Source organism: Leptospiraceae bacterium (assembly GCA_024233835.1).
Taxonomy (GTDB): domain Bacteria; phylum Spirochaetota; class Leptospiria; order Leptospirales; family Leptospiraceae; genus JACKPC01.
This window is the reverse complement of record JACKPC010000007.1, coordinates 348,268-374,002: the sequence shown is the minus strand read 5'-3', so window position 1 is coordinate 374,002 and position 25,735 is coordinate 348,268. Positions and strand designations below refer to the sequence as shown.

23 protein-coding genes are annotated in these 25,735 nt (G+C 35.3%); 21 read left to right on the top strand and 2 right to left on the bottom strand.

Features of this window, described 5'->3' with window-relative positions:
* The first annotated feature begins 4 nt into the window (after window positions 1–4).
* From H7A25_25765 to rfbD, 15 genes are all read left to right on the top strand, one after another.
* Complete coding sequence (locus H7A25_25765; GenBank protein ID MCP5503332.1) at window positions 5–1,216, top strand: putative DNA binding domain-containing protein; 1,212 nt, start codon at window positions 5–7, stop codon at window positions 1,214–1,216.
* Window positions 1,217–1,226: 10 nt separating this feature from the next.
* On the top strand, window positions 1,227–2,411 hold the full coding sequence (locus tag H7A25_25760) for a glycosyltransferase family 4 protein (GenBank protein MCP5503331.1): 1,185 nt from the start codon (window positions 1,227–1,229) through the stop codon (window positions 2,409–2,411).
* Window positions 2,412–2,424: 13 nt separating this feature from the next.
* A complete protein-coding gene (locus H7A25_25755) occupies window positions 2,425–3,753 on the top strand; it encodes a hypothetical protein (protein MCP5503330.1) in 1,329 nt (442 codons plus the stop codon).
* A complete protein-coding gene (locus H7A25_25750; protein MCP5503329.1) occupies window positions 3,750–5,210 on the top strand; it encodes an MBL fold metallo-hydrolase in 1,461 nt (486 codons plus the stop codon). Before H7A25_25755 ends, H7A25_25750 begins: the two co-directional genes overlap by 4 nt.
* Window positions 5,211–5,388: 178 nt before the next feature.
* Window positions 5,389–6,681: an exopolysaccharide biosynthesis polyprenyl glycosylphosphotransferase gene (locus H7A25_25745; protein ID MCP5503328.1), complete on the top strand. Its 1,293-nt coding sequence runs from the start codon at window positions 5,389–5,391 to the stop codon at window positions 6,679–6,681.
* A 20-nt stretch (window positions 6,682–6,701) separates the two neighbouring features.
* On the top strand, window positions 6,702–8,528 hold the full coding sequence (gene glmS / locus H7A25_25740; protein MCP5503327.1) for a glutamine--fructose-6-phosphate transaminase (isomerizing): 1,827 nt from the start codon (window positions 6,702–6,704) through the stop codon (window positions 8,526–8,528).
* A 38-nt stretch (window positions 8,529–8,566) separates the two neighbouring features.
* On the top strand, window positions 8,567–9,589 hold the full coding sequence (gene gmd, locus H7A25_25735; GenBank protein MCP5503326.1) for a GDP-mannose 4,6-dehydratase: 1,023 nt from the start codon (window positions 8,567–8,569) through the stop codon (window positions 9,587–9,589).
* Window positions 9,590–9,605: 16 nt separating this feature from the next.
* On the top strand, window positions 9,606–11,393 hold the full coding sequence (locus H7A25_25730) for a glycosyltransferase (GenBank protein ID MCP5503325.1): 1,788 nt from the start codon (window positions 9,606–9,608) through the stop codon (window positions 11,391–11,393).
* Between the two features lie 6 nt (window positions 11,394–11,399).
* Window positions 11,400–12,233, top strand: coding sequence for a DUF4422 domain-containing protein (locus tag H7A25_25725; GenBank protein ID MCP5503324.1), 834 nt, complete (start codon window positions 11,400–11,402; stop codon window positions 12,231–12,233).
* A gap of 34 nt (window positions 12,234–12,267) precedes the next feature.
* Window positions 12,268–13,014: a glycosyltransferase gene (locus H7A25_25720; GenBank protein ID MCP5503323.1), complete on the top strand. Its 747-nt coding sequence runs from the start codon at window positions 12,268–12,270 to the stop codon at window positions 13,012–13,014.
* Window positions 13,011–14,000 (top strand): glycosyltransferase family 2 protein, encoded by a 990-nt coding sequence (locus H7A25_25715; protein ID MCP5503322.1) that lies wholly within the window; start codon window positions 13,011–13,013, stop codon window positions 13,998–14,000. The genes H7A25_25720 and H7A25_25715 overlap by 4 nt, the downstream gene beginning before the upstream one ends.
* The gene (gene rfbC / locus H7A25_25710; protein ID MCP5503321.1) at window positions 13,997–14,560 is read left to right on the top strand and encodes a dTDP-4-dehydrorhamnose 3,5-epimerase; all 564 of its coding nucleotides are present in this window, start codon (window positions 13,997–13,999) and stop codon (window positions 14,558–14,560) included. Before H7A25_25715 ends, rfbC begins: the two co-directional genes overlap by 4 nt.
* Window positions 14,561–14,579: 19 nt before the next feature.
* Entirely contained in the window at window positions 14,580–15,629 is a 1,050-nt protein-coding gene (gene rfbB, locus H7A25_25705) for a dTDP-glucose 4,6-dehydratase (GenBank protein ID MCP5503320.1), read from the top strand.
* A gap of 137 nt (window positions 15,630–15,766) precedes the next feature.
* A complete protein-coding gene (gene rfbA, locus H7A25_25700; protein MCP5503319.1) occupies window positions 15,767–16,648 on the top strand; it encodes a glucose-1-phosphate thymidylyltransferase RfbA in 882 nt (293 codons plus the stop codon).
* Window positions 16,645–17,586, top strand: a complete 942-nt coding sequence (rfbD, locus tag H7A25_25695; protein MCP5503318.1) for a dTDP-4-dehydrorhamnose reductase — start codon at window positions 16,645–16,647, stop codon at window positions 17,584–17,586. Before rfbA ends, rfbD begins: the two co-directional genes overlap by 4 nt.
* A gap of 1 nt (window position 17,587) precedes the next feature.
* Here rfbD and H7A25_25690 read toward each other — a convergent pair whose 3' ends face one another.
* The gene (locus tag H7A25_25690) at window positions 17,588–18,994 is read right to left on the bottom strand and encodes a hypothetical protein (GenBank protein ID MCP5503317.1); all 1,407 of its coding nucleotides are present in this window, start codon (window positions 18,992–18,994) and stop codon (window positions 17,588–17,590) included.
* 244 nt (window positions 18,995–19,238) lie between these two features.
* Here H7A25_25690 and H7A25_25685 point away from each other — a divergent pair, with 244 nt between their 5' ends.
* The 6 genes from H7A25_25685 (at window position 19,239) to H7A25_25660 (ending at window position 25,320) form a co-directional block, all read left to right on the top strand.
* Complete coding sequence (locus H7A25_25685) at window positions 19,239–19,643, top strand: hypothetical protein (protein ID MCP5503316.1); 405 nt, start codon at window positions 19,239–19,241, stop codon at window positions 19,641–19,643.
* Between the two features lie 121 nt (window positions 19,644–19,764).
* Window positions 19,765–20,892, top strand: coding sequence for a Re/Si-specific NAD(P)(+) transhydrogenase subunit alpha (locus tag H7A25_25680; GenBank protein ID MCP5503315.1), 1,128 nt, complete (start codon window positions 19,765–19,767; stop codon window positions 20,890–20,892).
* Window positions 20,893–20,895: 3 nt separating this feature from the next.
* Entirely contained in the window at window positions 20,896–21,168 is a 273-nt protein-coding gene (locus H7A25_25675) for an NAD(P) transhydrogenase subunit alpha (GenBank protein ID MCP5503314.1), read from the top strand.
* 8 nt (window positions 21,169–21,176) lie between these two features.
* A complete protein-coding gene (locus tag H7A25_25670) occupies window positions 21,177–22,586 on the top strand; it encodes an NAD(P)(+) transhydrogenase (Re/Si-specific) subunit beta (protein MCP5503313.1) in 1,410 nt (469 codons plus the stop codon).
* A gap of 134 nt (window positions 22,587–22,720) precedes the next feature.
* The gene (locus H7A25_25665; GenBank protein ID MCP5503312.1) at window positions 22,721–24,604 is read left to right on the top strand and encodes a hypothetical protein; all 1,884 of its coding nucleotides are present in this window, start codon (window positions 22,721–22,723) and stop codon (window positions 24,602–24,604) included.
* Window positions 24,604–25,320, top strand: coding sequence for a leucine-rich repeat domain-containing protein (locus H7A25_25660; protein MCP5503311.1), 717 nt, complete (start codon window positions 24,604–24,606; stop codon window positions 25,318–25,320). The genes H7A25_25665 and H7A25_25660 overlap by 1 nt, the downstream gene beginning before the upstream one ends.
* Here the strand turns inward: H7A25_25660 and H7A25_25655 are convergent, their stop codons facing one another.
* Window positions 25,321–25,599, bottom strand: a complete 279-nt coding sequence (locus H7A25_25655) for a hypothetical protein (GenBank protein ID MCP5503310.1) — start codon at window positions 25,597–25,599, stop codon at window positions 25,321–25,323. It lies immediately after the preceding gene.
* Window positions 25,600–25,735 lie beyond the last annotated feature (136 nt).

The following is a 25,735-nucleotide window of genomic DNA, read 5'->3' as shown; positions in this document are numbered from 1 at the left end:
AGAAATGAGTCCGGAAGAATTATATAAGATCATACAACAGCCTGAAAACTCATTAGTTGAATTTAAAAGGGATGATATAAGACCGGAGAGTCTGGCTAAGGAAATTGTTGCCTTTGCTAATTTTAAGGGAGGACATATCATTATTGGTGTGGATGATATAAGCAAAGAAATCATAGGCCTTCAAAGGAAAAACTTTGAAGAATGGCTTATGGATACTGTGTTTGCTAAATATATCACTCCCTCAATTATACCGATATACCAGGAAATTAGTTTAGAAAATGATAAGAAACTTGCTGTAATCACTGTGGAGCAGGGAAGTCTCAAACCCTATGCGGTTAAAAAATCAGAAACCGAAACAATTTATATAAGAATTGGAAGTACCTCTCGAATTGCAGATAGAGAGCAAATTTTGCGAATGAGCCAGGAGTCGGGTTATTATCACTTTGAGATTGCTCCTGTATCGGGAACTAGTATTCATCAGATAGATAGTGAACTTTTTTCCCATTTTTACAAGAAAACTATGGAAGAAGAAGTTGTAGACTGGAATGATTTTCAATTAAGGCTTTCCCAATTAGATTTCTTAGTTGCAGGGACTCGTTCTGAGTTTGTTTGTAGTATTGCAGGACTTATACTTTTTGGAAAAGATATTCTTCGCTTTTTACCACAATATGGTATTCGCATCATTCGCTATAAATCTACAGAAGTTGAATTAGAATGTATAGAAGATAAGTTATTTACAAACCCCATTGCCAGAATTAAAAAGTTAGCAGAAATTGAAAAAAACGGAATTGTTGATTCTGCCATAACTTATCTGGCTGAGCATCTTTCTGAGGTGAAAATTGATAAAGATGGGATTACAAGAATCCGAGAGTGGAGAGTTCCGGAATCTATTTTAAGAGAACTTATTGTAAATGGATTAATTCATAGAGATTATACGAAAAGAACTAAAAATGAAATACGAATTTTCTCTGATAGGATTGAGTTTGAAAGTGCAGGACGACTTCCGAATACTTTAACTATTGAAAAAATAAAAATAGGCCAGAAATACCCCAGAAATCCCATTTTGGTTCAGTATGCTCAGTATTTAAATCTGATGGAGCATAAGGGTTTAGGAATTCGTAAAGTTGTTCTGGCTGAACTGAAAAAACATGGTTTTGCAGAGCCTATTTTTCAAGAAACGGAAGATAGTTTTTGTGTTATTGTCTATTTTAAATGAGAGAATCATTTTGAAAATCTGTATAATCGTAGATGATTACTTACCCGGAAGCATTAAGGTAGCGGCTAAAATGATGCATGAATTAGCTGTAGAATTTGTTTCCCAGGGGCACGAAGTTATGGTAGTAACACCGGGTATCGGGATAAAAGCTAAATATGAAGTTTTAGACTTGGATAATGTAACAGTATATAGGTTTCGCTCCGGTGAGATTAAAAATGTATCAAAAGTTAAGCGAGCGATTAATGAAACTTTGCTATCTTTTAGAGCCTGGCATTTTTTAAAACCAGTTTTTAAAGAGAATCCTCAGGATTATATTATTTATTATTCTCCTACAATTTTTTGGGGATACCTGGTAGGCAAATTAAAAAAACTGTGGAATGTGAAAAGTTATTTGGTTTTGCGAGATATATTTCCACAGTGGGCAATTGATAATGGAATTTTAAAAAAGAATTCTATTATAACCAAATATTTTTTATGGTTTGAAAAAAAGAATTATTCTTCAGCAAATACTATCGGATTGATGTCAGCTAATAACTTGAGATGGTTTTCTACTTATTATAAAGGAAATGCAAAATTAGAATTACTGTATAATTGGGTTGCAGATAAGCCTGTGACTCTTACTGATAAGCCTTACAGGAAAAAACTAAATATAGAAGATAAGGTCGTTTTCTTTTATGGTGGGAATATAGGTCATGCCCAGGATATGAGCCAGATATTGCGATTGGCTAAGAATATGCAGGAATACAGGGAAGCTTATTTTGTATTGGTGGGAGCAGGAGATGAAGTTGAATTAGTTCGTAATACAATTATGAATGAAAATTTGACTAATATAACTCTATTAGATCCTGTTTCTCAGGATGAGTTTAAAAAAATGATGGCTGAATTTGATATTGGATTATTTTGTTTGAATAAAAATCATACAACGCATAATTTTCCTGGAAAAATACTTGGCTATCTGGTGCAGGAGATGCCTATATTAGGAAGTGTTAATCCGGGGAATGATCTGAAAGAGGTGATTGAAGAAGCCGGAGCCGGATTTGTAGTAGAAGCCGGAAATGATGAGGCTTTGTTAGAAAAGGCAGTGATGTTGTTGGATGCTAAATGGAGAGAAAGACTTGCCTTGAGAGGTAAGAATTTGCTTATAAAGGAATTCTTAATTTATAATACGGTTAGTAAGGTTTTACTGGATAAATAGTATTTTGAAAAGAATGATTATATTAGAATTATTTTGGGGTTGGATTCCAATCATAATTTTATTTATCTATGGTTTAGAAAAAAATAATTTTCTTATTGAGTGGGGAAGTTCTTCTAAATATTTTTCATATACAACGATTTTAATTTCATTTATTCTTTCAATTACTTACTTATATAAGCTAATTTTTTCCTTTAAGTTTAGTAAAAAAGAAGGATTATATTCTTTTTTTTTGGTCATTTCTTTTGTTTTTTTAATTGGATTATTAGGTCCTTTTTTTATTCCCCCTGCTGATACTATATATCACCTAAATGTTCTTTGGGATTTTCTTTTTTTTAAGACAACAAAGGATTATCCAAATAGAGAGTTTATCGGCAAGATAATATTTGAATCCATATCTTTCTTTGCTCAACCTGTTAAGTGGAATGAAAGGTTAAATATTGTATATGCTTTTCATCTCATTGTATTTTCTAACTTAGTTCTATCTGCTTATATTTCATCACGACTATGTTTTTTAAATGTAAAGTGGTCAGTTGTGTCTGCGGTGCTAATGATTTTATTTTTCGGGACAAGTCAATTTAGTTATATAAGTTATTATACTTTAGCTCCAACTTCGATTAATATAAGTATATATTGGCTGTTATGTTCGATGCTAATCTCTTTAATTATAAATAAATGCGAAAAGGATCAAATAATCCAGATTGGAATGTATACTTTATATGGATTATTGTTTACTCCAATATTGTATTTTCATCATAAGCAAGAAATAGGATTTCTATTTTATCTTTATCTACTCGTCTCAATCATACTTTCCTTTAAACTAATTACACACTTCGAATGGTTCTTTTTTAGAAAGTATATTTATTTACCTCTGATATTTGTAATATTATTTTTCCCGCATCTAACTCCTCTTAAGAAAATCTTTTCTATTTTTGATTTGTCATTAAAAGAGGAATTATTTAATCATGTTATGATTATAAAAAATTTATTCATTATTGGGAAGTTAAATGGACCTAGGATTTACGATACCTTATCATTCTATGGTTTTATTCCACTGATAGTGGTAAGTATTTACTTTCTATTGCCTAAGCAATATAAATTCAATAATAAAAAGAAAGAGGAAACGTTTTTTATTGCTATGCTTCCTGGCTTAATGCCTTTTTGGATACTGCTTGTTCCATTTAATGTTCTAATATGGGCAAAGTCTATAACTGCTGCAGAAGTTTTTTGGCGTGCTACTTATACCACACAATTTTGGATATCAATTGCTTACTTACTCCAGATTCTTGAACCTAAAGTAACCTTATTCATTCAGAGAAGATGCAAGCAATTATTAATAAGATGAAAAAAAAAATCTTTAATCAGTTATTTTTTTTTATAAGCTTAATATTTCTAATTGCATTATCTTATATCAGTCGCCCGCCAATTTATGGAAAATTAAAGTTTATCTTACTTAATACTTTTTGGCCTTATTATGATATAGCAAAAGAGTTGGATGAGAATTCATTAGTTAATACTAACACTTTTTTCTATTCTGACCCTGTTTCGGAATATTCCTTTTTTGCTGCATTTGGGATGCAGGTAAAGATAATCTGGAGAACACTTGATCCAATGTATGATCACACCATTCCCATCCAGACTCTCATTTCCCAATCCAATCCTCCTTCCAGGCATTGCCTCATCAACCTCAAAGGCTTTCCAGACACCTGGGTTCCCCATCTCACCGGACACTGGGATCCAATCATTTCTAACACTGCCCGCTTTTACGAACACAATGGCTATCGGGGGAAAAAGCTTGCCATTACTATAGAGAATCAATTCAAAGATAAGTGTATTGTCTTGAAAGACAAAGAACTTCCCTGGGAAGCAGGAGAAAACTTCCGCTATAGAGCTCCTAATCTGAATTATTCTGAACAACAGCAAGATGTTCATATTTTACAATTTCGTAAGAGTCTCTTTCATGATAAGTATACTATTCTAATTGATGCAGGCTTTATAACCCAGACCAGAGAAAAGCTTCTGGACTATCTTGCTGTAAATGAAATTTATCGTATTGATGAGATTTTTATTACCCATCCCCATAAGGATCATTACTCAGGACTTTATGAACTGATTCAATTTGGGATTCCTATCGGTAAGGTATGGATGAATATACCCCTGAAAGAAAACTGTGACCGAGAAATTCCCTGGGGCTGTGATTATCAAGATTTACTAAAGTTGCAAAATCTAATGAAGGAAAAAAACATTTCTTATTCTGAAATTCATCATACAGATCCGAAAAATCCTAAAGTTCTGTATCAGGATGAGTTTAATAAATTGGAACTACTCTTTGCCAGTCCTCCTGTAAATCCTCAGGCCGGGAATGTCGACATTAATGATTTATCCATGATTATGAAGTTAAAAACTAATAAAACAACCTATCTTTTCACCGGGGATTTAAATAGTTCTTTAAGTGAATACTTAAAGTCTGAACCGGCTTTTCAGGCTGATATTTTCAAAGTGTCTCATCATGGAACGGAAGGAACAGCTTCTAATAACTTTTTTGATAGGGTAAATGCTAAAGTGGGTATAGTTCCCGGACCGAAGCATCTGTGGTGTGCAGAGAGAAGTGTCCGTATACGGGATTACTTTAAATCTAAGAAAACAAAAATGTATATTTCCGGTTTTCATGGAGATATTCTAATCAGACATTTTAGAGATAAAGAATATAAGATTTCCACGGAAATATCGCCTGAGGAAATTTGTGGAGAAAAGAAGTCTCTCTTTCGGAGAATTTTGGAATTTACTTTTACATTTGACTGAATTCAGGAAGAAAAATTAAATAATACGTAAAATGAAGTCCCGACGATTTTTTAATACATCTAATTAGACCTAAGTTCTAATAAAACTACCTACCGTGAAAGAATGAGAGTCCGAATTTGATTTAGAGTATGGCTTGACTTGCCAGAAACAATAAAAAAAATGAACTGATAGTTCCAAAATGAATAATATCAGGCCCTATCCTCCATCTTATACCCGCAGGCATTCCCGTATCCATGAGAGAATTCTTTTAAGCTTTTTCTTTCAGTTTGTTGTGGGGGCTTCTCTTGTCATATTTTTATCTACCTATTTTAAATGGGGCTTCTTTTTTTGGAAAACGATAGATTTAAATAGTAAAAATACGCTTATCGGGATTATTGTAGCCTTTTTTGGAATAACTTATACCTTGAGAAGGCTACTTCGGTATCCCGGAGCCCAGTCGGTCGCTTATGTCTTACCTACTGTTGCCATTGGTTATGGTTTGTTAATACCCTATTTTCTTGTCGAGAGGCTGGCGTATAGCTCCCAGGTAATGTTGATAGGTTTCAGTGTTACGCTTTTCTGGTGTTATGTCGGATATTTTATAGGAAATCGATATCGCTTGGTTCGCTATGCCCTCGTGCCCCTCGGTGAGGCAAAAGAGCTAAAAGAAACCCATGGCGTTTTATTTCTCAGGCTTTCGAAACCTGATTTGACCAATGAAAGAGTGAATGCTGTAATTGCGGATCTTCGGAGTCCGGAGCTTTCAGCGGAATGGGAGAAGTTTTTAGCCCACTGTACCTTAAGTAGGATTCCGGTTTTTCATATTAAACAGGTAAAAGAATCCCTGACCGGCAGGGTAAAAATTAACCATCTTTCAGAAAATGAGTTTGGTTCTCTTCTTCCTTCCCGATTTTATGAAAAAGTGAAACGGTTAATCGATATTTTCGCGGTTCTTTTTTTATTTCCCTTTTTAATACCCTTCCTTGTTTTTGTGGGCATATTAATTAAATTGGAAAGTAAAGGGCCCGTTTTTTTCTTACAGAAGCGCATGGGTTTTCGAGGCCGTTCTTTTACTATGTTTAAGTTCAGGAGTATGTATACGGATAGGAAAGGAAAAGGTTTTACAGAAGGGGGAGGTGACCCACGGATAACAAAGGTTGGGAAAGTTATACGTAAATACCGTATTGATGAGCTCCCTCAGGTTTTTAATATTCTTATCGGACAGATGAGCTTTATAGGCCCCAGACCGGAGTCTCTTGAGTTATCAGAGTGGTACGAAAAAGAAGTACCCTTTTTTAGTTACAGGCATGTGGTGAGGCCCGGAATTTCCGGTTGGGCGCAGGTAGAGCAGGGATATGCAGCCGAAGTCGAGGGAATGAACGTGAAGTTGGAATATGATTTTTATTATATAAAGCATTTTTCTTTTTGGTTGGATACATTAATTACCTTTAAAACGATTAAGACAATTTTAACAGGATTTGGTGCAAGGTAAGAGTTTTAGGAGATATTATTATGTGTGGAATTGTAGGATATATAGGTGAAAAAGAAGTTACTCGAATTTTATTGGAAGGCTTGAAGCGTTTAGAATACCGCGGATATGATTCGGCGGGAATTGCTATTTTAGATAATGCTGAAATTTCAGTTGTAAAAGAAAAAGGCAAGATTGCAGAGCTTGAACGATCGATTCCTCAGAAAAAATACGAAAACAACATTGGTATTGCTCATACCCGCTGGGCGACTCATGGAGAGCCTTCTAAGGCAAATGCACATCCTCACCTAAGTTTTGATGGAAAAATTGCCGTAGTTCATAATGGTATTATTGAAAATCATGCCATTTTAAAAAAGAGACTTCAGGCGGAAGGTGTAAGCTTTAAAAGTGAAACCGATAGCGAAGTCCTACCTCACCTGATAGCTAAATATTATAACGGGAGTATAGAAAAGGCAGTTCAAAAAGCTCTGCTGGATGTGGAAGGAACATTTGGTATATTGGTTCTCTGTTTAGATGAACCTGAGGTGATTATAGGTGCGAGGCATGGTTCTCCTGTTGTATTAGGAATCGGACATAATGAAATGTTTATTGCCAGCGACATTTCTGCTATAGTCTCTTACACTCGAAATGTGGTGTATTTGGAAGATAATGAAATGGTTGTTCTAAAGAAGAATCAATATCGGACACTTTCCCTAACTGCAACCGAAATTATTAAAGAAGTTCATGAAATTGATTGGAATATTGAACAAATCGAAAAAGCTGGTTTTGAGCATTTTATGTTAAAAGAAATTTTTGAACAACCGGAAACTATCCAAAACGCATTTCGTGGTCGAATGCTTATGGATGAAGGGATTTCAAAATTAGGAGGGATTCCTTTTAATAGTTCGGAATTTCATAAAGTGGATAGGATTATCATAATCGCCTGTGGAACCAGTTATTATGCGAGCCTTGTAGGAGAGTATTTGCTTGAAGACATCGCTGAAATTCCTGTTGAGGTAGAATATGCATCCGAGTTTCGTTATCGTAACCCAATAATAACTCCCAACACGGTTGTATTTGTTATCAGTCAATCGGGAGAAACAGCTGATACCCTGGCTGCTTTACGGGAAGCAAGGCGAAAGGGGGCTAAAGTTTATGGCATAACCAATGTGGTGGGTTCTACTATAGCCAGAGAAACAGATGGTGGAGCCTATATTCATGCGGGTCCTGAAATAGGTGTGGCTTCAACGAAAGCCTTTACTTCTCAATTGGTTGTTTTGATTTTAGTTACATTAGCTTTCGGAAGGAGAAGCCGTCTTTCAAGAGATAAAGGTATTCGTATTCTTAAAGGTCTAAAAGAACTTCCTGAAAAAGTAAGAGAAGTATTGGCTCAGGCTGAACATATTAAGAAAATCGCAGAGAAGTATCATGCCTATAATAATGCACTGTATCTCGGAAGAGGATATAACTATCCGGTTGCTTTAGAAGGTGCTTTAAAGTTAAAAGAAATTTCTTATGTGCATGCAGAAGGCTATCCGGCGGCTGAAATGAAACACGGGCCAATAGCTCTTATCGATGAGAATATGCCGGTGGTAGCCATTGTTACGAACTCAAGCATTATCGACAAGGTGATTAGTAATATACAGGAAGTAAAAGCAAGAAAAGGGCAGGTAATTGCTATTGCTACAGAGGGGAATGCTAGTATTCAAGAACTTTGTGATGATGTAATCTATGTTCCCGATGTAATTGAACCTCTTTCTCCTATAATTAATACGATCCCTTTGCAGTTATTTGCTTATTATATTGCCGTGATGCGCGATTGTACAGTTGACCAGCCGAGAAATTTGGCGAAAAGTGTTACAGTAGAGTAAGGATACTATTATATAACCAGTAATAAAGAAATTAATTTATGAAAAAAGCACTAATAACAGGAATAACAGGTCAGGATGGTTCATATTTAACAGAACTATTATTAGAAAAAGATTATGAAGTATACGGAATTGTCAGGAGAGCTTCACTTTTTAATCGTAATCGTATAGAACACCTTCGTGGAAATAAAAACTTGAATTTGATTTATGGAGATATGACTGATTCTAGTAATCTAAATCGAATATTAGAAAAAGTTCAACCTGAGGAAATTTATAATCTCGCTGCACAATCACATGTTCAGGTTTCTTTTGAAGTTCCGGAATATACAGCAGAAGTGGACGCGGTAGGAACTCTTCGTTTATTAGATGCAATTAAACAAACCGGTGTTAAGTGCCGGTTTTATCAGGCATCTACATCTGAGCTCTATGGTAAGGTTCAAGAAATTCCTCAGACAGAAACAACCCCCTTTTATCCACGTTCTCCTTATGCAGTAGCCAAGTTATATGCCTACTGGGCGGTAGTGAATTATAGGGAAGCCTTTGGTTTACATGCTTCAAATGGAATTTTGTTTAATCATGAATCTCCCAGAAGAGGGGAAGGTTTTATTACCCGAAAAATCACTCTCGGTCTCGCAGAAATTCTTTCCGGTGAAAGAGACGTATTGTATCTGGGGAATATAGATGCAAAACGAGATTGGGGTTATGCTCCTGATTATGTAGAAATGATGTGGATGATGTTACAGCAGGATACGCCTGATGACTATGTAGTGGCTACTAATGAGACACATACGGTAAGAGAATTTGTAGAAAAGTCTTTCTCCATTGGTGGAATCGATATTGAGTGGCAGGGAAAAGGTGTGGAAGAAAAAGGCGTTGATAAGAAAACGGGAAAGATTCGGATAGGGATTGATAAGAAGTATTTTCGACCTACAGAAGTGGATATTTTAATCGGAGATCCGAAAAAAGCAAAAGACAAACTTGGCTGGGAACCTAAAGTGAAGTTTGAAGAATTGGTAAGAATTATGACCATAGCTGATTGTAAGGCTAAAGGGATAAAGCTCTAACGTTATTAAAGTGTTTATGAGAATGAGAAGATATTTCAGGAAAATCAATACTGCTATAAGAATCTTAAGAACGCAAGGATTTCGAGCTGTATTCTTACAGATCAAATTAAAAATATTCCATAAGCGAAAATATGAAATTTGGATAAAAGAGATTGAAGGAAGGAATGAAATAAATATTTTATCTGATTTTAAAAAGAAGCCAAAAATATCTATAATATTAGCTACGTATAATAGTGATTTGACATATCTGGAAGAGTGTATTGAATCAATTTTAAAGCAGAAATATAGTAATTGGGAGTTATGTATAGCCGATGATGCTTCTACAGATGTTGAGGTTAAAAAGGTATTACAGGCATATTCAGAAAGGGAGGAGAAAGTTAAAATAATATTTAGAGAAAAAAATGGACATATTTCTGCTGCTACAAATACTGCTTTGAGTCTTGCATCTGGTGAATATATTACAATGGTGGATCATGATGATATTGTACCTTCACACGCACTTCTTGAGTTTGTTTCTTTATTGAATAAAAATCCGAATGCGGAATTGATTTACTCCGATGAAGATAAAATAGATAAAAATGGAAAGCGATTTGGTCCTTTTTTTAAACCAGATTTTTCTCCAGATACATTTAATTCAATAATGTATATAGGACATCTTACGTTATATAAGAGAAGTATAGTTGAAGAAATAGGTGGTTTTCTGGAAGACTATTGTGGTTGTCAAGATTATGAAATGACAAGAAGATATATTGGAAAAGTTGGTTATTCAAATATATATCATATACCTAAAATATTGTACCATTGGAGGGTTGCTGAGGGTTCTATAGCTGAAAATCCGGAAAATAAGCCATATGCATTTGAGAATGCTAAAAAAGCAATAAAACGTGATTTGAAAGAGCAGTGTACTGTTGAAAATGGAGTATTCAAAGGAGTTTATGTTGTTAAATATAAAGCAGATTTTAGTAAGAAAGTTTCCATCGTTATTTGTACTAGAGATAAAGTTTCTTTATTAAGAAGTGCGATAAATTCTATTCTTAACAAGAGTACTTATACAAATTATGAAATAGTCGTTGTGAATAATAATAGTATTGAAGAAGAAACTTTAAATTATTTCAAAGAAATTGTAAAGTTAAAAAATCCTATAACTATAATTGATGATTATAGTAAGTTTAATTTTTCAAAACTTAATAATAAAGCAGTATCTATGTGTAGTGGTGAATTTATAATTTTTTTAAATAATGATACGGAAATTATATCAAAAAGTTGGATAGAAGATCTTTTAGGTTATGCACAGAAATCACATATAGGTGCAGTTGGAGCGAAGCTTTATTTTGAGGATTACACTGTTCAACATGCAGGAGTGATAGCAGGACTTGGTAGTGAAAATATTGCCGGCCATGTTTTTCGTGGAGTAAATAGAGAGCATTCGGGATATTATGGTTCTTTAATGGTTCCATATAACTACTCTGCAGTTACTGCTGCTTGTATGATGGTGGAAAGAAAGAAATTTGAAGAAGTTGATGGTTTTGACGAAGAACTGGAAATTGCTTATAATGATGTAGACTTATGTTTCAAACTTTTGAATAAAGGTTATTACAATGTAGTATTACCTTTTGTTGAATTATTTCACTATGAATCAAAAACAAGAGGTATAGAAGATACAAAAGAAAAGCTTAAAAGATTTGAGAAAGAAAGAAATTATATGAGTAAAAGGTGGAAAAGTATAATTGAAGGGGATCCGTATTATAATAAAAACCTTTCTTTGCATTATGGAGAAGAATATTTACCATCATTTTATACTTGAATAACTATGAATAATATAAAAATTATAGTTGCTTATCACAAGGAATCTTCAGTGTATCAGAGTAATGTTTATATACCTATACATGTAGGAGCAAAGATATCTAATATAAAACTACCATTTATTCGGGATGATAGTGGAGTTAATATATCAGAAAGAAACGAAAGTTATTGTGAATTAACTGCCATATATTGGTCTTGGAAAAATTTAGATACTGATTTTATAGGTTTTATGCATTATAGAAGATTTTTATTTTTTAATTCTAGTTTTTTATTTAACCTCAAGAGATATTTTTATAACTTTGGAAGATTAATACATTCTCGATTAATTATTAATAAAATATTAAATATGCCTGAGTTATTTCAATTTAAAACATCTGATTTTGCAATTATAACTGAAGAATTAAGAAAAAGCGAAAAGATAATCCCATTATTATTACAAGAGTATGATGCTATCTTGCCAAAGAAAGAATATTTAGGAAAAAAAGTTATTACTCAATATGCTCAATGTCACGATGAAGTGGATCTAAAGATATTTTATGAAACAGCCGGAGAATTGTATCCAGAGTTAGGAGAATATATTTACGATTCAGTATTACAAAGATATTTATATCCAGCAAATATGTTTGTAATGAGAAGGGTACTGTTTCAGGAATATTGTGAATTTCTATTTAACATACTTTTTGAAGTGGAGAAAAAAATAAATATCAATGAAAAGATAGGTTATCAGAGAAGAGTTATTGGATTTTTAGCTGAACGATTTATGTTCCCTTTTATTGAGTATAAAAAGCATACATCAAAAATTAAAGTCAAAGAAGTTGATATAATTTTGTTTCAAAGTTGAGGCTATGGTGAATTCTAAATTTGTATCTATTATAATGCCGGTTTATAATTCTGAAAGATTTATAGCTCAAAGCATTGATAGTGTGCTGAAACAGACATACAAGAATTACGAACTTATTGTAATAGATGATCTTTCAACTGATAATAGCCGGGATGTAATTGACAGGTATCAGAAAAAAGATAAAAGAATAATGCCTATTTTTAAAGCTCAAAATTCCGGTTCAGCGGACACTCGAAATAAGGGAATTGAAAAAGCTTCTGGAAACTACATTGCTTTTCTTGATTCTGATGACATCTGGGATGAACATTTTCTTGAAAAGCAACTTGTATATATGAAAGAAAAGGGTTCTGTTTTTTCTTTCTGTAGTTATCGAATTATTGATGAAGAGGGAGTTGAGGTATTAAAACCACATATTGTGAAACCGGAACAAGTTGACTATAAAACAAATCTTCTTTTTAATAGGGTTGGTCTTTTAACAGCTATTTATAATGCAGATTACTTTGGAAAATTATATTTTGATGTTTCTTTAAAAAGTATAAGGGATGATTATGCCCTTTGGTTGGATATATTAAAAAAGATTCCTTATGGTTATGGGAATCCTGAAATTCTTGCTAGCTTTAGGCAGAGAAGGGGCTCGATTACCTATTCTAAAAAAAAGTTATTCTGGCCGCATTACAGAATGCTAAAGAACCGAGAAAAACTGGGTATATTTCGCTCTTTATTTTATACACTGCATTTTTCTTATTATGCCTGGAAAAAGTATTTTTTTAGAAAACGATGAATCCTGAAATAAAAGTTTCAATCTTACTTTCAACTTATAACAGTGAAAGGTATTTGAAAGAGCAATTAAGTTCTATTATAAACCAGACTTATGCTGATTGGAATTTATTGATAAGAGATGATGGTTCCACAGATTCTACTCTCGAAATAATTAAATCATTTAATGAACTCAGGTTTAAGGTTTTAGAAGTGGGTCCAAACCTCGGAACTATAAGAAGTTTCTCCAGACTATTGGAATTAGATACAGACTCCGATTACTTTTTCTTTTGTGACCATGATGATATCTGGAATGAAAAAAAAGTGGAATATCAGTTGTTAGAGATGATTAAAATTGAAAAGGAAAAAGGAAGTGATTACCCTATATTGATACATTCTGACTTAACCTTAGTTGATGAAAATAACACAATCATAGCAGATTCTATGTGGAGTTATGGGAAGTTTTTTCCACATAGAAAAAGTGTTCCACAACTAATCGTTCAGGGAACAGTTACCGGTTGTACTATAATTGGAAACAGAGCACTTCATAGTAAAATATTTCCAATACCAAATACTGTATTAATGCATGATTGGTGGGCAAGCATAATTGCTTCCCTTTTTGGATGTATAATTTCTGAGAATAAAACTACAATCTTTTATAGATTACACTCTACAAACCAAATAGGCACTCAAAAGTCTTCCATATTACAGACATGGAATAGGATAACAAAACCAGATAAGTTTATAAAATATTTTTATGGAACATTTATGCAAGCTGAAGAGGTATATAATCGATTTCAGATAAATCTAAATAAACAGCAAAAAGAGATATTCTTAGTGTATATAAATTTGTTGGATTATAGTCGATTTAAAAGAATTTATCTTGCACTAAAGTATGGATTTGTTCGTTCCACATATTATCGAAATATATTGTATTATATAGTTCTATTTTTTGCTTCCAAAAAGAAATTAGATGAAAGACGAGATTACTTGAAGAGCCAAGGTAAATGACAACGATTAAAAAATACAATATACCCGGTCCTATCCTAATAGAACCAAAAGTTTTTGGTGACGAGCGTGGATTTTTTCTAGAATCATTCAAAGCTTCTTTATTTGAGAAAGAAGGTATACCTTCTTTTTTTCCACAGGATAATCACTCCCGCTCGAAAAGGGGAGTCTTACGTGGCTTACATTTTCAAATTCCTCCTTATGAACAGGGAAAATTGGTAAGAGTTGTGAGGGGGAAGGTTTTTGATGTGGCTGTAGATATTCGCAAAGGATCTTCATACTACGGACAATGGATAGGTGTTGAGCTATCAGGGGAGAATAAACATATTTTTTGGGTTCCGCCGGGTTTTGCTCATGGCTTTTTAGTTCTGGAGGATGATACCGACTTTTTATATAAGGTTACACGGGAGTATTCGCCGGAGCATGAGCATGGAATTATATACAATGATCCTGATATTTCTATACCCTGGCAGGATATTCTGAAAACAGGAGATATTGCCTTATCAAAAAAAGATATGATATTACCTTCATTAAAGAGTTTTACTACTCCATTTAGATATTAAATATAGAGGAAATTATGTTATGAAAAGACATATTTTAGTTACAGGTGGTGCCGGATTTATTGGAGTAAATTTTGTTTATGATATATTAGAAAGATATAAAGATATACAGGTCACGGTTCTGGACAAGTTGACGTATGCGGGAAATCTGAAGAGTCTACAGGTTCTTGAACAGGATGAACGATTTAGATTTATTCATTCCGATATCGCAGAAAAGGGAGAGTTATTCCGTGATCTGGTAGAATGCGATTATAGTGAGGTGGTGCATTTTGCAGCTGAGAGTCATGTGGATAGATCTATAAGTGGGCCGGAAGATTTTGTCTTTACAAATGTGGTGGGTACTTTTAATTTATTAGAACATGCAAGGCAGAGGTACGAAGCAGGGAAGTTAAATCGATTTTTACATGTATCTACAGACGAAGTTTTTGGGAGCCTTGAGAAGGATGGCTTTTTTACAGAAAAAACATCCTATGCACCAAATTCTCCTTACTCGGCCAGCAAAGCTTCTTCGGATCACTTTGTTAGAGCCTACTATCATACTTATAAATTGCCTGTTGTAACTACAAACTGTTCTAATAATTACGGGCCCTATCAATTTCCGGAAAAATTAATTCCCTTGATGATCTTGAATTGTTTGCAGGGGAAAAAATTGCCCGTATATGGAAAAGGTGAGAATATTCGAGATTGGTTATATGTCAAAGACCATTGCTCAGCTATCTCTACTGTATTAGATAAAGGGAATTTAGGGGAAACTTATGTAATTGGAACCCGTAATGAAATGAGAAATATTGATATTGTAAATCTGATTTGTGATATCATGGATGAAAAAAATCCAGAAGGAAAACTGCATCGAAACTTGATTGAGTATGTGAAGGATAGACCCGGTCATGATTTTCGCTATGCCATTGATCCTGCAAAAATCGAAACAGAACTTGGCTGGAAGCCACAATACTCTTTCGAAAAAGCTATTCGTGAGACAATTAATTGGTATTTGGAAAATCAAAGCTGGTGGAAGGAAGTGTTGGATGGCTCCTATCAGCAGTATTATGAAAAACAATATGGGAGTAGGTGATCGTGTTAAAAAAGGTATATGAAATTACTTTTCAGTGGATTGAACAAGATGAAGACATTCTATCATAAATCTTTAACTCCGGAAAAATGGAGTGAGAAACCTATGGAATATCAGATTATGAGTATCGGAGTTGAAATATGAATCGTAAAGGAATTATTCTTGCCGGTGGTTCCGGTACCAGGCTTTATCCTGTTACTTATGTGGTATCTAAACAGCTTTTGCCAATCTATGATAAACCGATGATATACTATCCCTTAAGTATTCTAATGCTGGCTGGAATTCGAGAAATTCTTATTATTTCTACACCTGAGGCTACACCGCTTTTTCAACAGTTATTGGGGAATGGAAAAATTTGGGGTATAGATATACAATATGCAGTGCAACCCTCACCTGATGGTCTGGCTCAGGCCTTTTTAATCGGTGAAAGGTTTATTAATGGAGCTGAATCTTCCTTGATACTGGGTGATAATATATTCTTTGGTGATGGGATGGAATCTTTATTGAAAGATACAAATGCTAACAAGGATACGGCTACTGTTTTTGCTTATCATGTTCATGATCCGGAAAGATACGGAGTTGTAGACTTTGACAAAACCGGAAAAGTTTTATCTATAGAAGAAAAGCCTAAAGTTCCCAAATCAAATTATGCTGTAACCGGTTTGTATTTTTATGATAAGAATGTGGTGGGATATGCTAAAAGCTTAAAGCCTTCTAATCGTGGAGAATTGGAGATAACTGATTTAAACAAGTTATACTTGGAAGCAGGAAACCTGGATGTACAGCTGATGGGAAGGGGTTATGCCTGGCTGGATACGGGAACACATGAATCCTTATTAGAGGCTTCTAATTTTGTGGAAACAGTAGAAAAAAGGCAGGGTTTAAAAATTGCCTGTCCGGAAGAAATTGCTTTTCGCAAAAACTTTATTACTGCCGAACAATTAGAAAAACTCGCAGAACCCTTAAAGAAAAATACCTATGGTGAGTATCTTTTACAAATTTTAAAGGAAGAATTGCGATGAAAGTTCTGTATACGGGTTCTCTGGGGCAACTTGGGTATGAACTGCAAAAAGTATTTAATAAAAAAAGCATATACTCTAAGGGCTATGACATTCAAGATTGGGATATTAGTTCATATGAAATATCTAAAAAAGTTTTATTGCAAGAAAAGCCTGATATCCTGATTAATTGTGCGGCCTATACTGCTGTAGATAAAGCTGAGGAAGACATAGAGTTAGCTTACAGGATAAATGCAGAAGCCGTCAAGGCCTTAGCAGAACTCTGTCAGGAATTTAGAATATACTTTATACACATTTCTACAGATTTTATTTTTACCAGAAAGACTAGGGAGGATGTACTTCCTTGGACTGAAAAAGATTTTTCTGAGACAGAAGGAGTGTATGCTCTTTCCAAAAAGCAGGGGGAAGAAAAGCTTTTCGAAGTCTTAAAGCAAACGGACAGGCTAAGCAATATCGAAGATTTCACAACAGCTCTTCTTATTCGAACCAGTTGGGTTTATTCCTCACACGGTAAAAATTTCCCCAAGACTATTCTGCGTTTAGCCGGAGAAAAAGAGAGCTTAGGAGTCATTGAAGAGCAAATCGGAAGACCGACCTATGCAGAAGATTTAGCTGAATTTATAGCAAGATACATTGATATAAAACTAAAGGGTTCTGAGAAAACTTTTGAACTCCTACCCGGTGGTATCTATCATTTTTCTAATTCCGGTGTGGCAAGCTGGTATGATTTTGCTTATGAAGTATTAGAAAAATATTATGAAAGAAATTCTCATGCCATTAAAATAAATCTTCGTCCTATAAAATCCTCTGAGTATCCGACTCCTGCACTAAGGCCTTTTTTTTCCGTGATGGATTTAAGTAAAGCAAGGACTATCTGGCCTAATATTCCTCATTGGAAAGAAGGTGTTTCGAGGTTTTTAGATGAACTATCGGTCTTATAAATCAGGAGTAGGGAATAAGAGTAAAAATAAAACAGGCTCCTTCTCCTACTTTTGAGTTTGCATGAATTTTTCCACCGTGTAATTCTACAATTTGACGGGTTATGCTTAAACCCAGGCCCTTACTTTCGGAAGATATGGCTTCTTCTTTTTCGTAAGGCATAAATATTCTTTCAAGAAACTCTTCCGGAATCCCCACTCCTGTATCCGAAACTTTCACTTCAATAAACTTTTCTTCGGAAAGAAGATCCCTGCGATTTTCTTCTTCTACTTTTAGGCTAATACTCTTTGCCTCAATAGTAATTTCCCCTTCATTTGTAAAACGAATCGCATTTTCTAAGAGATTATGAAAGACCTGTATCAAGCGATTTTCATCCCCTAAGACGGGAGGTAGTTCTTCCGGAATATTATTTCTTACATATAAGTTTTTTCTGCTAAGAATTGGTGAAAGGAGATCTAAAGCAACTGTAGCTGTAGCCTTTAGGTTTACAGGACCTGTCTGAAGTTGAATTTTCTTTTGCTCAAAGGAGCTAAAATCTTCCAGTATTTTGGATAGATGAACAATTTGTTCGATTCGTTTTTGTATTTCACTGAGTTTATTTTTGTATTCCTGTATTGTTTTTCGTTTTTTAGAACTGAGAGTGATTTGGATTAATCCCAGGATTTTTTCTCCGGGGGTTTTTATTTCTTCCGCAGTTCTGTGAAAAAGAATTTTTGCATCATTTAAAGATTCCTTTAAATCCTGAACTTTTTCTGAGGATTGTATTACACTGTCTTTTTGGGAAAGAATGACTTCTTCCTGGGTTTGAATCACTACTTCTCTGGCTTTTTGTTTCTCGGAAAGTAAGCTGTATTCTCGATATACCATTCCTAAAAATAAAAATAAAACACCTAAGATTTCAAAACCATTTGAAATGAGAGGAGTCTCGATTTTGGATTGATACACACCCGGTAAGACTAATAGAGCCGTAAAGTGAAAACAACTTGCAAAGAGCATAAATATGGCTGGTTTAAATAGCTGTAAAAGTGATCGAAGACCCATAAGGGAGAATATAATAAAATAAAAAAGAATGAATCCCGAATTAAGCCTGTCCTGTATTCCGGGAAAAAATGGAAAAAAGAGAAACACTATAGGACTAAAAAATAAGAGTTTTGAGTAAGATGTTTTCTCTTCTAATTCATATTCTAATAAGAGATATTTGGTGGAAAATATAAAATATAAAATTGCACTAAAACTTAAATATAGTTGTAAATAAGTTGGTAAAAAAAGCATCCAGGAGGGAGGATTGCTCAGAATAAATAAAGAGAAGAAGATACTTGTTTTATCTTTTGTTTGTCTATACTGAAAAACAAGATAGAAAAATACGGGTAAACTCAAACCAAAAAGAATATAAGGATAAAATGTTTGCATAGTTTATGTTAAAAATAATTCTGAAACGATATTTGATCTTTTTTAGGCGAAAAAAAGGATAAATTAGTAAGGTAAAACTTACGTCTCAGCATTAACAAAATAGTAGAGTATAAGTTTGATACAAATGCAATCAAAAAATAGGGATTGAAAGGAATATTCTTTTTGCATCCTCTAAGAAAAGATGATTTTTAATTGAAATATATCCTTAAAGAAATATGATAAAACTCAGCTTAGAGGAAATGATATGGTGCTACACGAGTTAAATGGTTATATGCGAGTAGAATGGTTAGAAAATGAAAAAGCCATACTCGATAAATGGTATAGTTTATTATTAACAGTAGAACAATTTGAAGAGGCGGTTCTTGTCAAGGGTCTTGAATACAGTAAAAAACATGCTGGAAGAGCCTGGATCGTTGATATGACAGAAGCCAGAGGGGCCTTCAGTCCTGAAATTCAGGAGTTTATTAAGGATAAAGTTTTTCCGGAATTTACGAAGAATGGAGTTAAATACTTTATAACAGCGAAAGGTGAGAGTGCGATTACTCGTTTAAGTAACCAGATTTACGAGGCACAACTCGGACCGGCAGGAATTATGCTTTTAGAAGTTCCATCTTTTGAAGTAGCCAAGCAATGGTTAAAAGATAATTAATTTGAGTAAGAATGATATGTTTGAAATAACGTTTGTTATTTTTTAAAAAAGCTTCTAATAAAAAACCTATTGACGTTTTATACGAATCCAATTTCCTAGCAGACAAGAATGGTGCAAAACCTTGAAGATAGCCATACCTAAAGAAACGAAACAATTAGAAAGAAGGGTGGCACTCACTCCTGATGTCATAAAAAGCCTTATCAAAGCGGGCTTTTCCTGCTCTATCGAAGCAGGTGCCGGGGAACAATCAAATTTTCTCGACAATGTTTATAAAGAAGTAGGTGCCGAGGTAGTATCGGACAAAAAGAAACTCTTTTCCGATGCAGATGTTATTTTGCGCGTGAATGCTCCTGAAGTCGAGGAAATAAAGCTTTATAAAAAAGGAGCCGTACTGATATCCTTTTTATATGCCTATACCATCCCGGATGTTATAGATGCTCTTTCGAAAGCAGGAGTTCAGGCATTCTCAATGGATGCTGTCCCTCGGATTTCTCGCGCTCAGAAAATGGATGCCTTAAGTTCTCAGGCTAACCTTGCAGGTTATAAAACTGTAATCTTAGGTGCAAATGCTCTCGGTAAAATTTTTCCTCTCATGATGACGGCTGCCGGTACTATCACTCCTGCTAAAGTTCTAATTTTTGGTGCAGGTGTTGCGGGTCTGCAAGCCATTGCAACTGCCAAAAGGCTGGGGGCTATAGTGGAGGTAACCGACGTTCGTCCGGAAACCAAGGAACAGGTTGAATCCCTCGGAGGAAGGTTCCTGGAGGTTGCGGGAGAAGGAGTCAAAACCGAAGGTGGTTATGCCAAAGAGGTTTCTCAGGAATACCTCCAGAAGCAAAAAGAGATGATTGCCAAACATATTAAAGAAGCTGATATTGTGATTACAACAGCTCTTGTCATTGGTAAAAAAGCTCCGATTCTTGTAACGGAAGAAATGGTGAAATCTATGAAACCCGGTTCCGTTGTTGTGGATATGGCAGTTGAGTCCGGGGGAAACTGCGAAGTGAGTGAATTGAATAAAACCGTGGTGAAGCACAATGTCACTATCATCGGGCAGGCAAATTTACCCTCTTCTCTTCCTGTAAATGCAAGTGAGTTATATGCGAAGAATATCAGCACTCTTCTTCTGCATCTGGCCACTAAAGATGGGTTTAAATGGGAAATGGATGAAGACATTACCAAAGGTAGTTTGATTGTTCATAATGGTGAATTGGTGCATGCTTTCACAAAGGAAATTTTAAAGAGATAAGTTATGGAGTTAATTTATATTCTAATACTGGCTATATTTGTGGGGTTCGAGTTAATCTCTAAGGTTCCTCCTACCCTGCATACACCTCTCATGTCAGGTTCTAATGCGATTTCCGGGATCACGATAGTTGGAGCCCTTATCTGTGCGGGTCGAGTGGAAAATTATCCTGTAAGTAAGATTCTGGGTCTGCTTGCACTTTTCCTGGCAACTTTGAACGTTGTGGGCGGATACCTGGTAACAGATAGAATGTTACAGATGTTTAAGAAGAAGAAATAGGAGGGAGAATGGAAAATCAAATTGTAAAAATCGCATATCTCGTTGCTTCCGTTCTCTTTATTTTCGGAATCAAAATGCTTGGAAAAACCTCTACTGCAAGAAACGGAAACCTCGTTTCTTCTCTGGGTATGCTCGTAGCGGTCGTAGCGGTTCTTTTTGAAAAAGAACTCGTGGGTAAAATCGGTATTACTTTTCCGGAAATTCTGGCTACTTTTCTTATTTCTTCTGTAGTAGGGATTGTAATTGCGAAAAAGGTGGAAATGACTTCCATGCCGGAGATGGTCGCACTTTTCAACGGGTTTGGAGGAGCTGCTTCTGTTTTTGTCGCTGTTTCCGAATACTGGAGGATGTACGATCAGAATAGCTTTGCTACGGAAATGAACGCTGTAGTAGGGATATCTATTATCCTCAGTATCATTATTGGTGCAGTTACTTTAACCGGTTCTCTAATTGCTTTTGGAAAACTGAGTGAGAAAATCACCGGAAAAGCGATAGTATTCCCCGGTCAGCATTTACTGAACCTTCTATTCTTCCTCGCTTCTATCGGAGCCAGCATAATGGTACTTCTCCAGCCCCAGGATCTGATGTTTGTTATGATTGTGGTTGGAATTGCTTCTCTTTTAGGAGTTTTAACCGTGATTCCTATCGGTGGTGCGGATATGCCGGTGGTGATTTCACTCTTAAACTCTTACTCAGGAATTGCAGCCTGTACCACAGGATTTGTTCTGAATAACCAGCTCTTAATTATTGCAGGAGCTCTTGTGGGAGCTTCGGGAATCATCCTGACTCAGATTATGTGTAAGGCCATGAACCGTTCCCTTATGAATGTGCTCTTAGGTGGCTTTGGGCAGACTGTAGGTGGAAGTACCGGTTCCGGACAGGAAATCGTGGTGAAAGAAGTGGATGCTGAAGGTGCTGCTATGATCTTTGATTCTGCTTCTACAGTGATTATTGTTCCCGGTTATGGAATGGCCGTAGCTCAGGCTCAACACGTAGTTCGTGAATTAGCCGACCTGGTCGAAAAGAAAGGTGCTTCTGTAAAATTTGCGATTCACCCGGTTGCGGGTAGGATGCCCGGTCACATGAACGTTCTTCTGGCTGAAGCCAATGTAAGCTATGATAAGTTAGTAGAAATGGAACAGATAAACGACGAGTTTAACTCCTGTGACGTTTGCCTTATCATTGGAGCAAATGATGTGGTAAACCCGGCTGCCAGGAATAACCCGGAAAGTCCGATTTATGGAATGCCTATCTTAAACGCAGATAAAGCCAGAACGGTGATTATGTGTAAACGGAGTATGGCTTCCGGTTATGCGGGTATACAGAACGAATTATTTGGTTATGAAAACTGTCTGATGCTTTTTGGAGATGCCAAAGCATCTATGACTAAAGTTGTTTCCGAATTAAAAGAACTCTAATCTTACTCAATGCACAGAAGGTTTTATTTTCTGTGCATTCTTCCTCAATTCTCAAGCCTTTTCTACATAAAACTGATTGATTTCCCTGAGCTGGATCTTACGATTACCCATAAAGTAAGAGAAAGGGAGAGTTTATGTTTTTCAGAAAAGCATTAATTTCTATTTTAGTATTATTTACCTTTTATAACTGTTTCAGGAGTTTTCGACCGGCAGAAAATGTAAAAGAGAAATATACCCTCATGGTCTATATGGTTGGAAGCGATCTGGAAAGTGATCCTGCTCACGGAGGAGCTGCCACCCGTGATATAAAAGAAATGCAGGCCATTGGTTCTACTCCAAATATGAATGTGATCGTGGCTACAGGTGGGGCCAAGCAGTGGAAAGATCCGGAAATTGATCCTACAAAAATCCAACGCTGGTATATCACAAATGGAGGGAAAAAGAAGTTAGACGATGGTGAAGGGAATAATATGGCCCAAACCGATACTCTCTATAAATTTATCCTTTATTCTATGGAAAAATATCCGGCAGATAAGTATGGTTTAATCCTCTGGAATCATGGAGCCGGTTCTATTGATGGTTATGGATTTGATGAAAATAACGGAGAGCAATCTTTAAAGCTTTATCATATCCGCGATGCTCTTGATATTATAAAAAAGAAAACCGGAAGGACTATGGAGTTTGTAGGTTTCGATGCCTGTCTGATGGCAAATTTGGAAGCAGCCTATGCCCTTTCTCCTTATGCCGACTTTTTAGTAGCCTCCGAAGAACTTGAACCCGGACATGGTTGGGATTATAGAACCGTACTCAAACCTATTGCAGAAAATCCAAATATTAGCGGTCGTAAATTAGGTCGTGAAATTGCAGTGGGATACGAAGCCCACGCACTGGTTCATTTTACTTTTTCTTCGATTACACTTTCGGTTATACAATTAAAACAGTTAGAGGATGTAATATCTGCTCTCGATGTTTTTGTAAAAAAAGCCGGATCGGATATAAAAAATAAATCTTCCATGAAACTTATTACCAAGGCCAGAGCCAGGGCTGAGGATTATGGAAATGCTCCTTTTGTTTCTTCCGATATGGTGGATCTGGTAGATATGGCTTATAATCTAAAAGATAAGTACCCCGATGAGTCTAAAAAACTGATCGAGGCAGTAGGAAAAGCGGTGAGTTATAAAATCAGGGGTAGGGGAAGACCGAGAGCGAATGGGATTTCCATATACTTTCCATCCAGGAGTCGCGATAGGTTTATCCATAATTCCTGGATGTATCAGAATCTTCCTTTTTCCGAGCCTTACAAAGCTTTTATTAAGGACTATTCAAATAAACTGGTTGCTGACAAATATCCCGTTCGATTTGCAACTACTCCTAAAGCAGAAGGAAGTAAATCCGGTAACGGAAAAGAAAAGATTTATTCTATAGAGTTTGATCCCCGTGAAAGTGGAGATGTGGCGGAAGTTTATTCCATACTGGCTGTTGCCGGGGGAGCAAAAAATCCTCATATCAAGTTTTTTCTCGGACTCGATGACAATGTAGCACTGAGTGGAAATACGGCCAGTTATCGTTTTGAAGGCCAGTGGCTGACTTTAAATGGTAACTATGCTCCTATGTTTTTACTGAATAAGGTAAAGAATGAGGAAGGAGCGGAAATAAAAAACTACGCTATCCCTGTTCGTGTGAACGGAAACAAGATGGATATCATGGTTTTATATGATAGCTCTACTAAAAAATATGAGATTTTAGGAGCCAGGAATCCGCCCGATCCGAAAACAGGAAAGGTAAGTCGCTTTCTGAAAAAGTTGGAAAAAGGAGATAAAATTATCCCACAGTGGAGGTTTTATGATTCAAAAAAGAATTATAAAGGAACCAAGGATGGAAAAGAATTTGTTATAGAAGATGAACTTCAAATTTCCTCCAAAGCACTACCGGTAGATAAAGCTGAATTTTTTCTTGGATTCTATTCTATCGATGACGCACGTAATGAATCGTATTCGGAATATATCAGGATAGAATAATGCGATATATACTATTTCTTCTTTTTTTTACTTACTGTTCTTTTCCGGCTAAATTTAAAGCCGGAAAAGCCGTACAGATAGAAGGTGAAACCTTTGATTCCAATGTAAAAACCCTGAATCTTTCCCAGTATGATCTCAAGAAAATACCGAAAGAAATTCTTGAATTTACCAATTTAGAAGTTTTAAATTTGGAAGAAAACTATATAGAAAAGATAGAAAACCTGGATAATCTTAAAAACTTAAAGGTTTTAAAATTGAAAGGTAATTTCATTCAGAAATTAGAAAATCTCGATTCTCTGACAGAATTAGAAGAGCTTGATCTCTGGAATAATAAGATAAAGAGAGTGGAAAATCTTTCTAAACTTAAAAAACTTCGCAAGCTCGATTTATGGGCCAATCCCTTAGAGGCAAAAAGCCATGACTGGGAGGGACTTATTTCTGTAAAAGAATTGAGCTTGAATAATTGCGGTATCGAGTCCATCTCTGGCTTGGAAAAGCTTGATTCTCTGGAGAGCCTTTCTCTGGATGAAAATCCTTCACTTACTGAGTTAGATGGACTTACCGGTCTGAAGAATTTAAAAAAGTTAAATATTGCCGAAACAGGTATCAAAAAAATGAAGAAATCTACAGCAAACTTCTTACAAGAAAGAAGAATTCTTATTAATGGAAAAAAAGCGGAAGAGTTTCTTCGTGAAACTTCTATTCGTATTGAATAATTATTTCAAAAAGTCGGGGAGTTCTACATCCTCGTCTTTTTCTTTGTACCAATCGAGATTGCTGAAGTCGCCCAGAGGTTTCATATTTTTTTTCTGAAGTTGCTCTAAAGCTGCTTTCTGACAGGTTGCATCAAAGCTACCATTTTCCGAAAGTTTAATGGATTTGCGAAAACTGGCTATGGCTTTTTTTGTCGCTTCATTCATTTGACCGTTTACTTCTGCACCGTAGAACCCGAGTTGTTTTAGAGTAAGTTGTGTATCTTTTACTTTCCAATCCATTATCTTTTCCTGTAGGTATCTTTTTAAAAGAGGTATTCAGGGAAACAAGAAAAATTATATTTAATAAAAGTTTTTTGCGTGAAAATTATTAGATTGTTTTTATAAACTTCTGCTATGCTTTTTAAGAAAAATTTCT

Coding starts and splice junctions, on each gene's coding strand:
- rfbC (MCP5503321.1), top strand. CDS start 13,997: ATGACAACGATTAAAAAATACAATATACCCGGTCCTATCCTAATAGAA.
- H7A25_25685 (MCP5503316.1), top strand. CDS start 19,239: ATGGTGCTACACGAGTTAAATGGTTATATGCGAGTAGAATGGTTAGAA.
- H7A25_25765 (MCP5503332.1), top strand. CDS start 5: ATGAGTCCGGAAGAATTATATAAGATCATACAACAGCCTGAAAACTCA.
- glmS (MCP5503327.1), top strand. CDS start 6,702: ATGTGTGGAATTGTAGGATATATAGGTGAAAAAGAAGTTACTCGAATT.
- rfbB (MCP5503320.1), top strand. CDS start 14,580: ATGAAAAGACATATTTTAGTTACAGGTGGTGCCGGATTTATTGGAGTA.
- H7A25_25690 (MCP5503317.1), bottom strand. CDS start 18,994: ATGCAAACATTTTATCCTTATATTCTTTTTGGTTTGAGTTTACCCGTA.
- H7A25_25730 (MCP5503325.1), top strand. CDS start 9,606: ATGAGAATGAGAAGATATTTCAGGAAAATCAATACTGCTATAAGAATC.
- gmd (MCP5503326.1), top strand. CDS start 8,567: ATGAAAAAAGCACTAATAACAGGAATAACAGGTCAGGATGGTTCATAT.
- rfbA (MCP5503319.1), top strand. CDS start 15,767: ATGAATCGTAAAGGAATTATTCTTGCCGGTGGTTCCGGTACCAGGCTT.
- H7A25_25720 (MCP5503323.1), top strand. CDS start 12,268: ATGCCGGTTTATAATTCTGAAAGATTTATAGCTCAAAGCATTGATAGT.
- H7A25_25655 (MCP5503310.1), bottom strand. CDS start 25,599: ATGGATTGGAAAGTAAAAGATACACAACTTACTCTAAAACAACTCGGG.
- H7A25_25675 (MCP5503314.1), top strand. CDS start 20,896: ATGGAGTTAATTTATATTCTAATACTGGCTATATTTGTGGGGTTCGAG.
- H7A25_25745 (MCP5503328.1), top strand. CDS start 5,389: ATGAATAATATCAGGCCCTATCCTCCATCTTATACCCGCAGGCATTCC.
- rfbD (MCP5503318.1), top strand. CDS start 16,645: ATGAAAGTTCTGTATACGGGTTCTCTGGGGCAACTTGGGTATGAACTG.
- H7A25_25755 (MCP5503330.1), top strand. CDS start 2,425: ATGATTATATTAGAATTATTTTGGGGTTGGATTCCAATCATAATTTTA.
- H7A25_25670 (MCP5503313.1), top strand. CDS start 21,177: ATGGAAAATCAAATTGTAAAAATCGCATATCTCGTTGCTTCCGTTCTC.
- H7A25_25750 (MCP5503329.1), top strand. CDS start 3,750: ATGAAAAAAAAAATCTTTAATCAGTTATTTTTTTTTATAAGCTTAATA.
- H7A25_25715 (MCP5503322.1), top strand. CDS start 13,011: ATGAATCCTGAAATAAAAGTTTCAATCTTACTTTCAACTTATAACAGT.
- H7A25_25725 (MCP5503324.1), top strand. CDS start 11,400: ATGAATAATATAAAAATTATAGTTGCTTATCACAAGGAATCTTCAGTG.
- H7A25_25660 (MCP5503311.1), top strand. CDS start 24,604: ATGCGATATATACTATTTCTTCTTTTTTTTACTTACTGTTCTTTTCCG.
- H7A25_25665 (MCP5503312.1), top strand. CDS start 22,721: ATGTTTTTCAGAAAAGCATTAATTTCTATTTTAGTATTATTTACCTTT.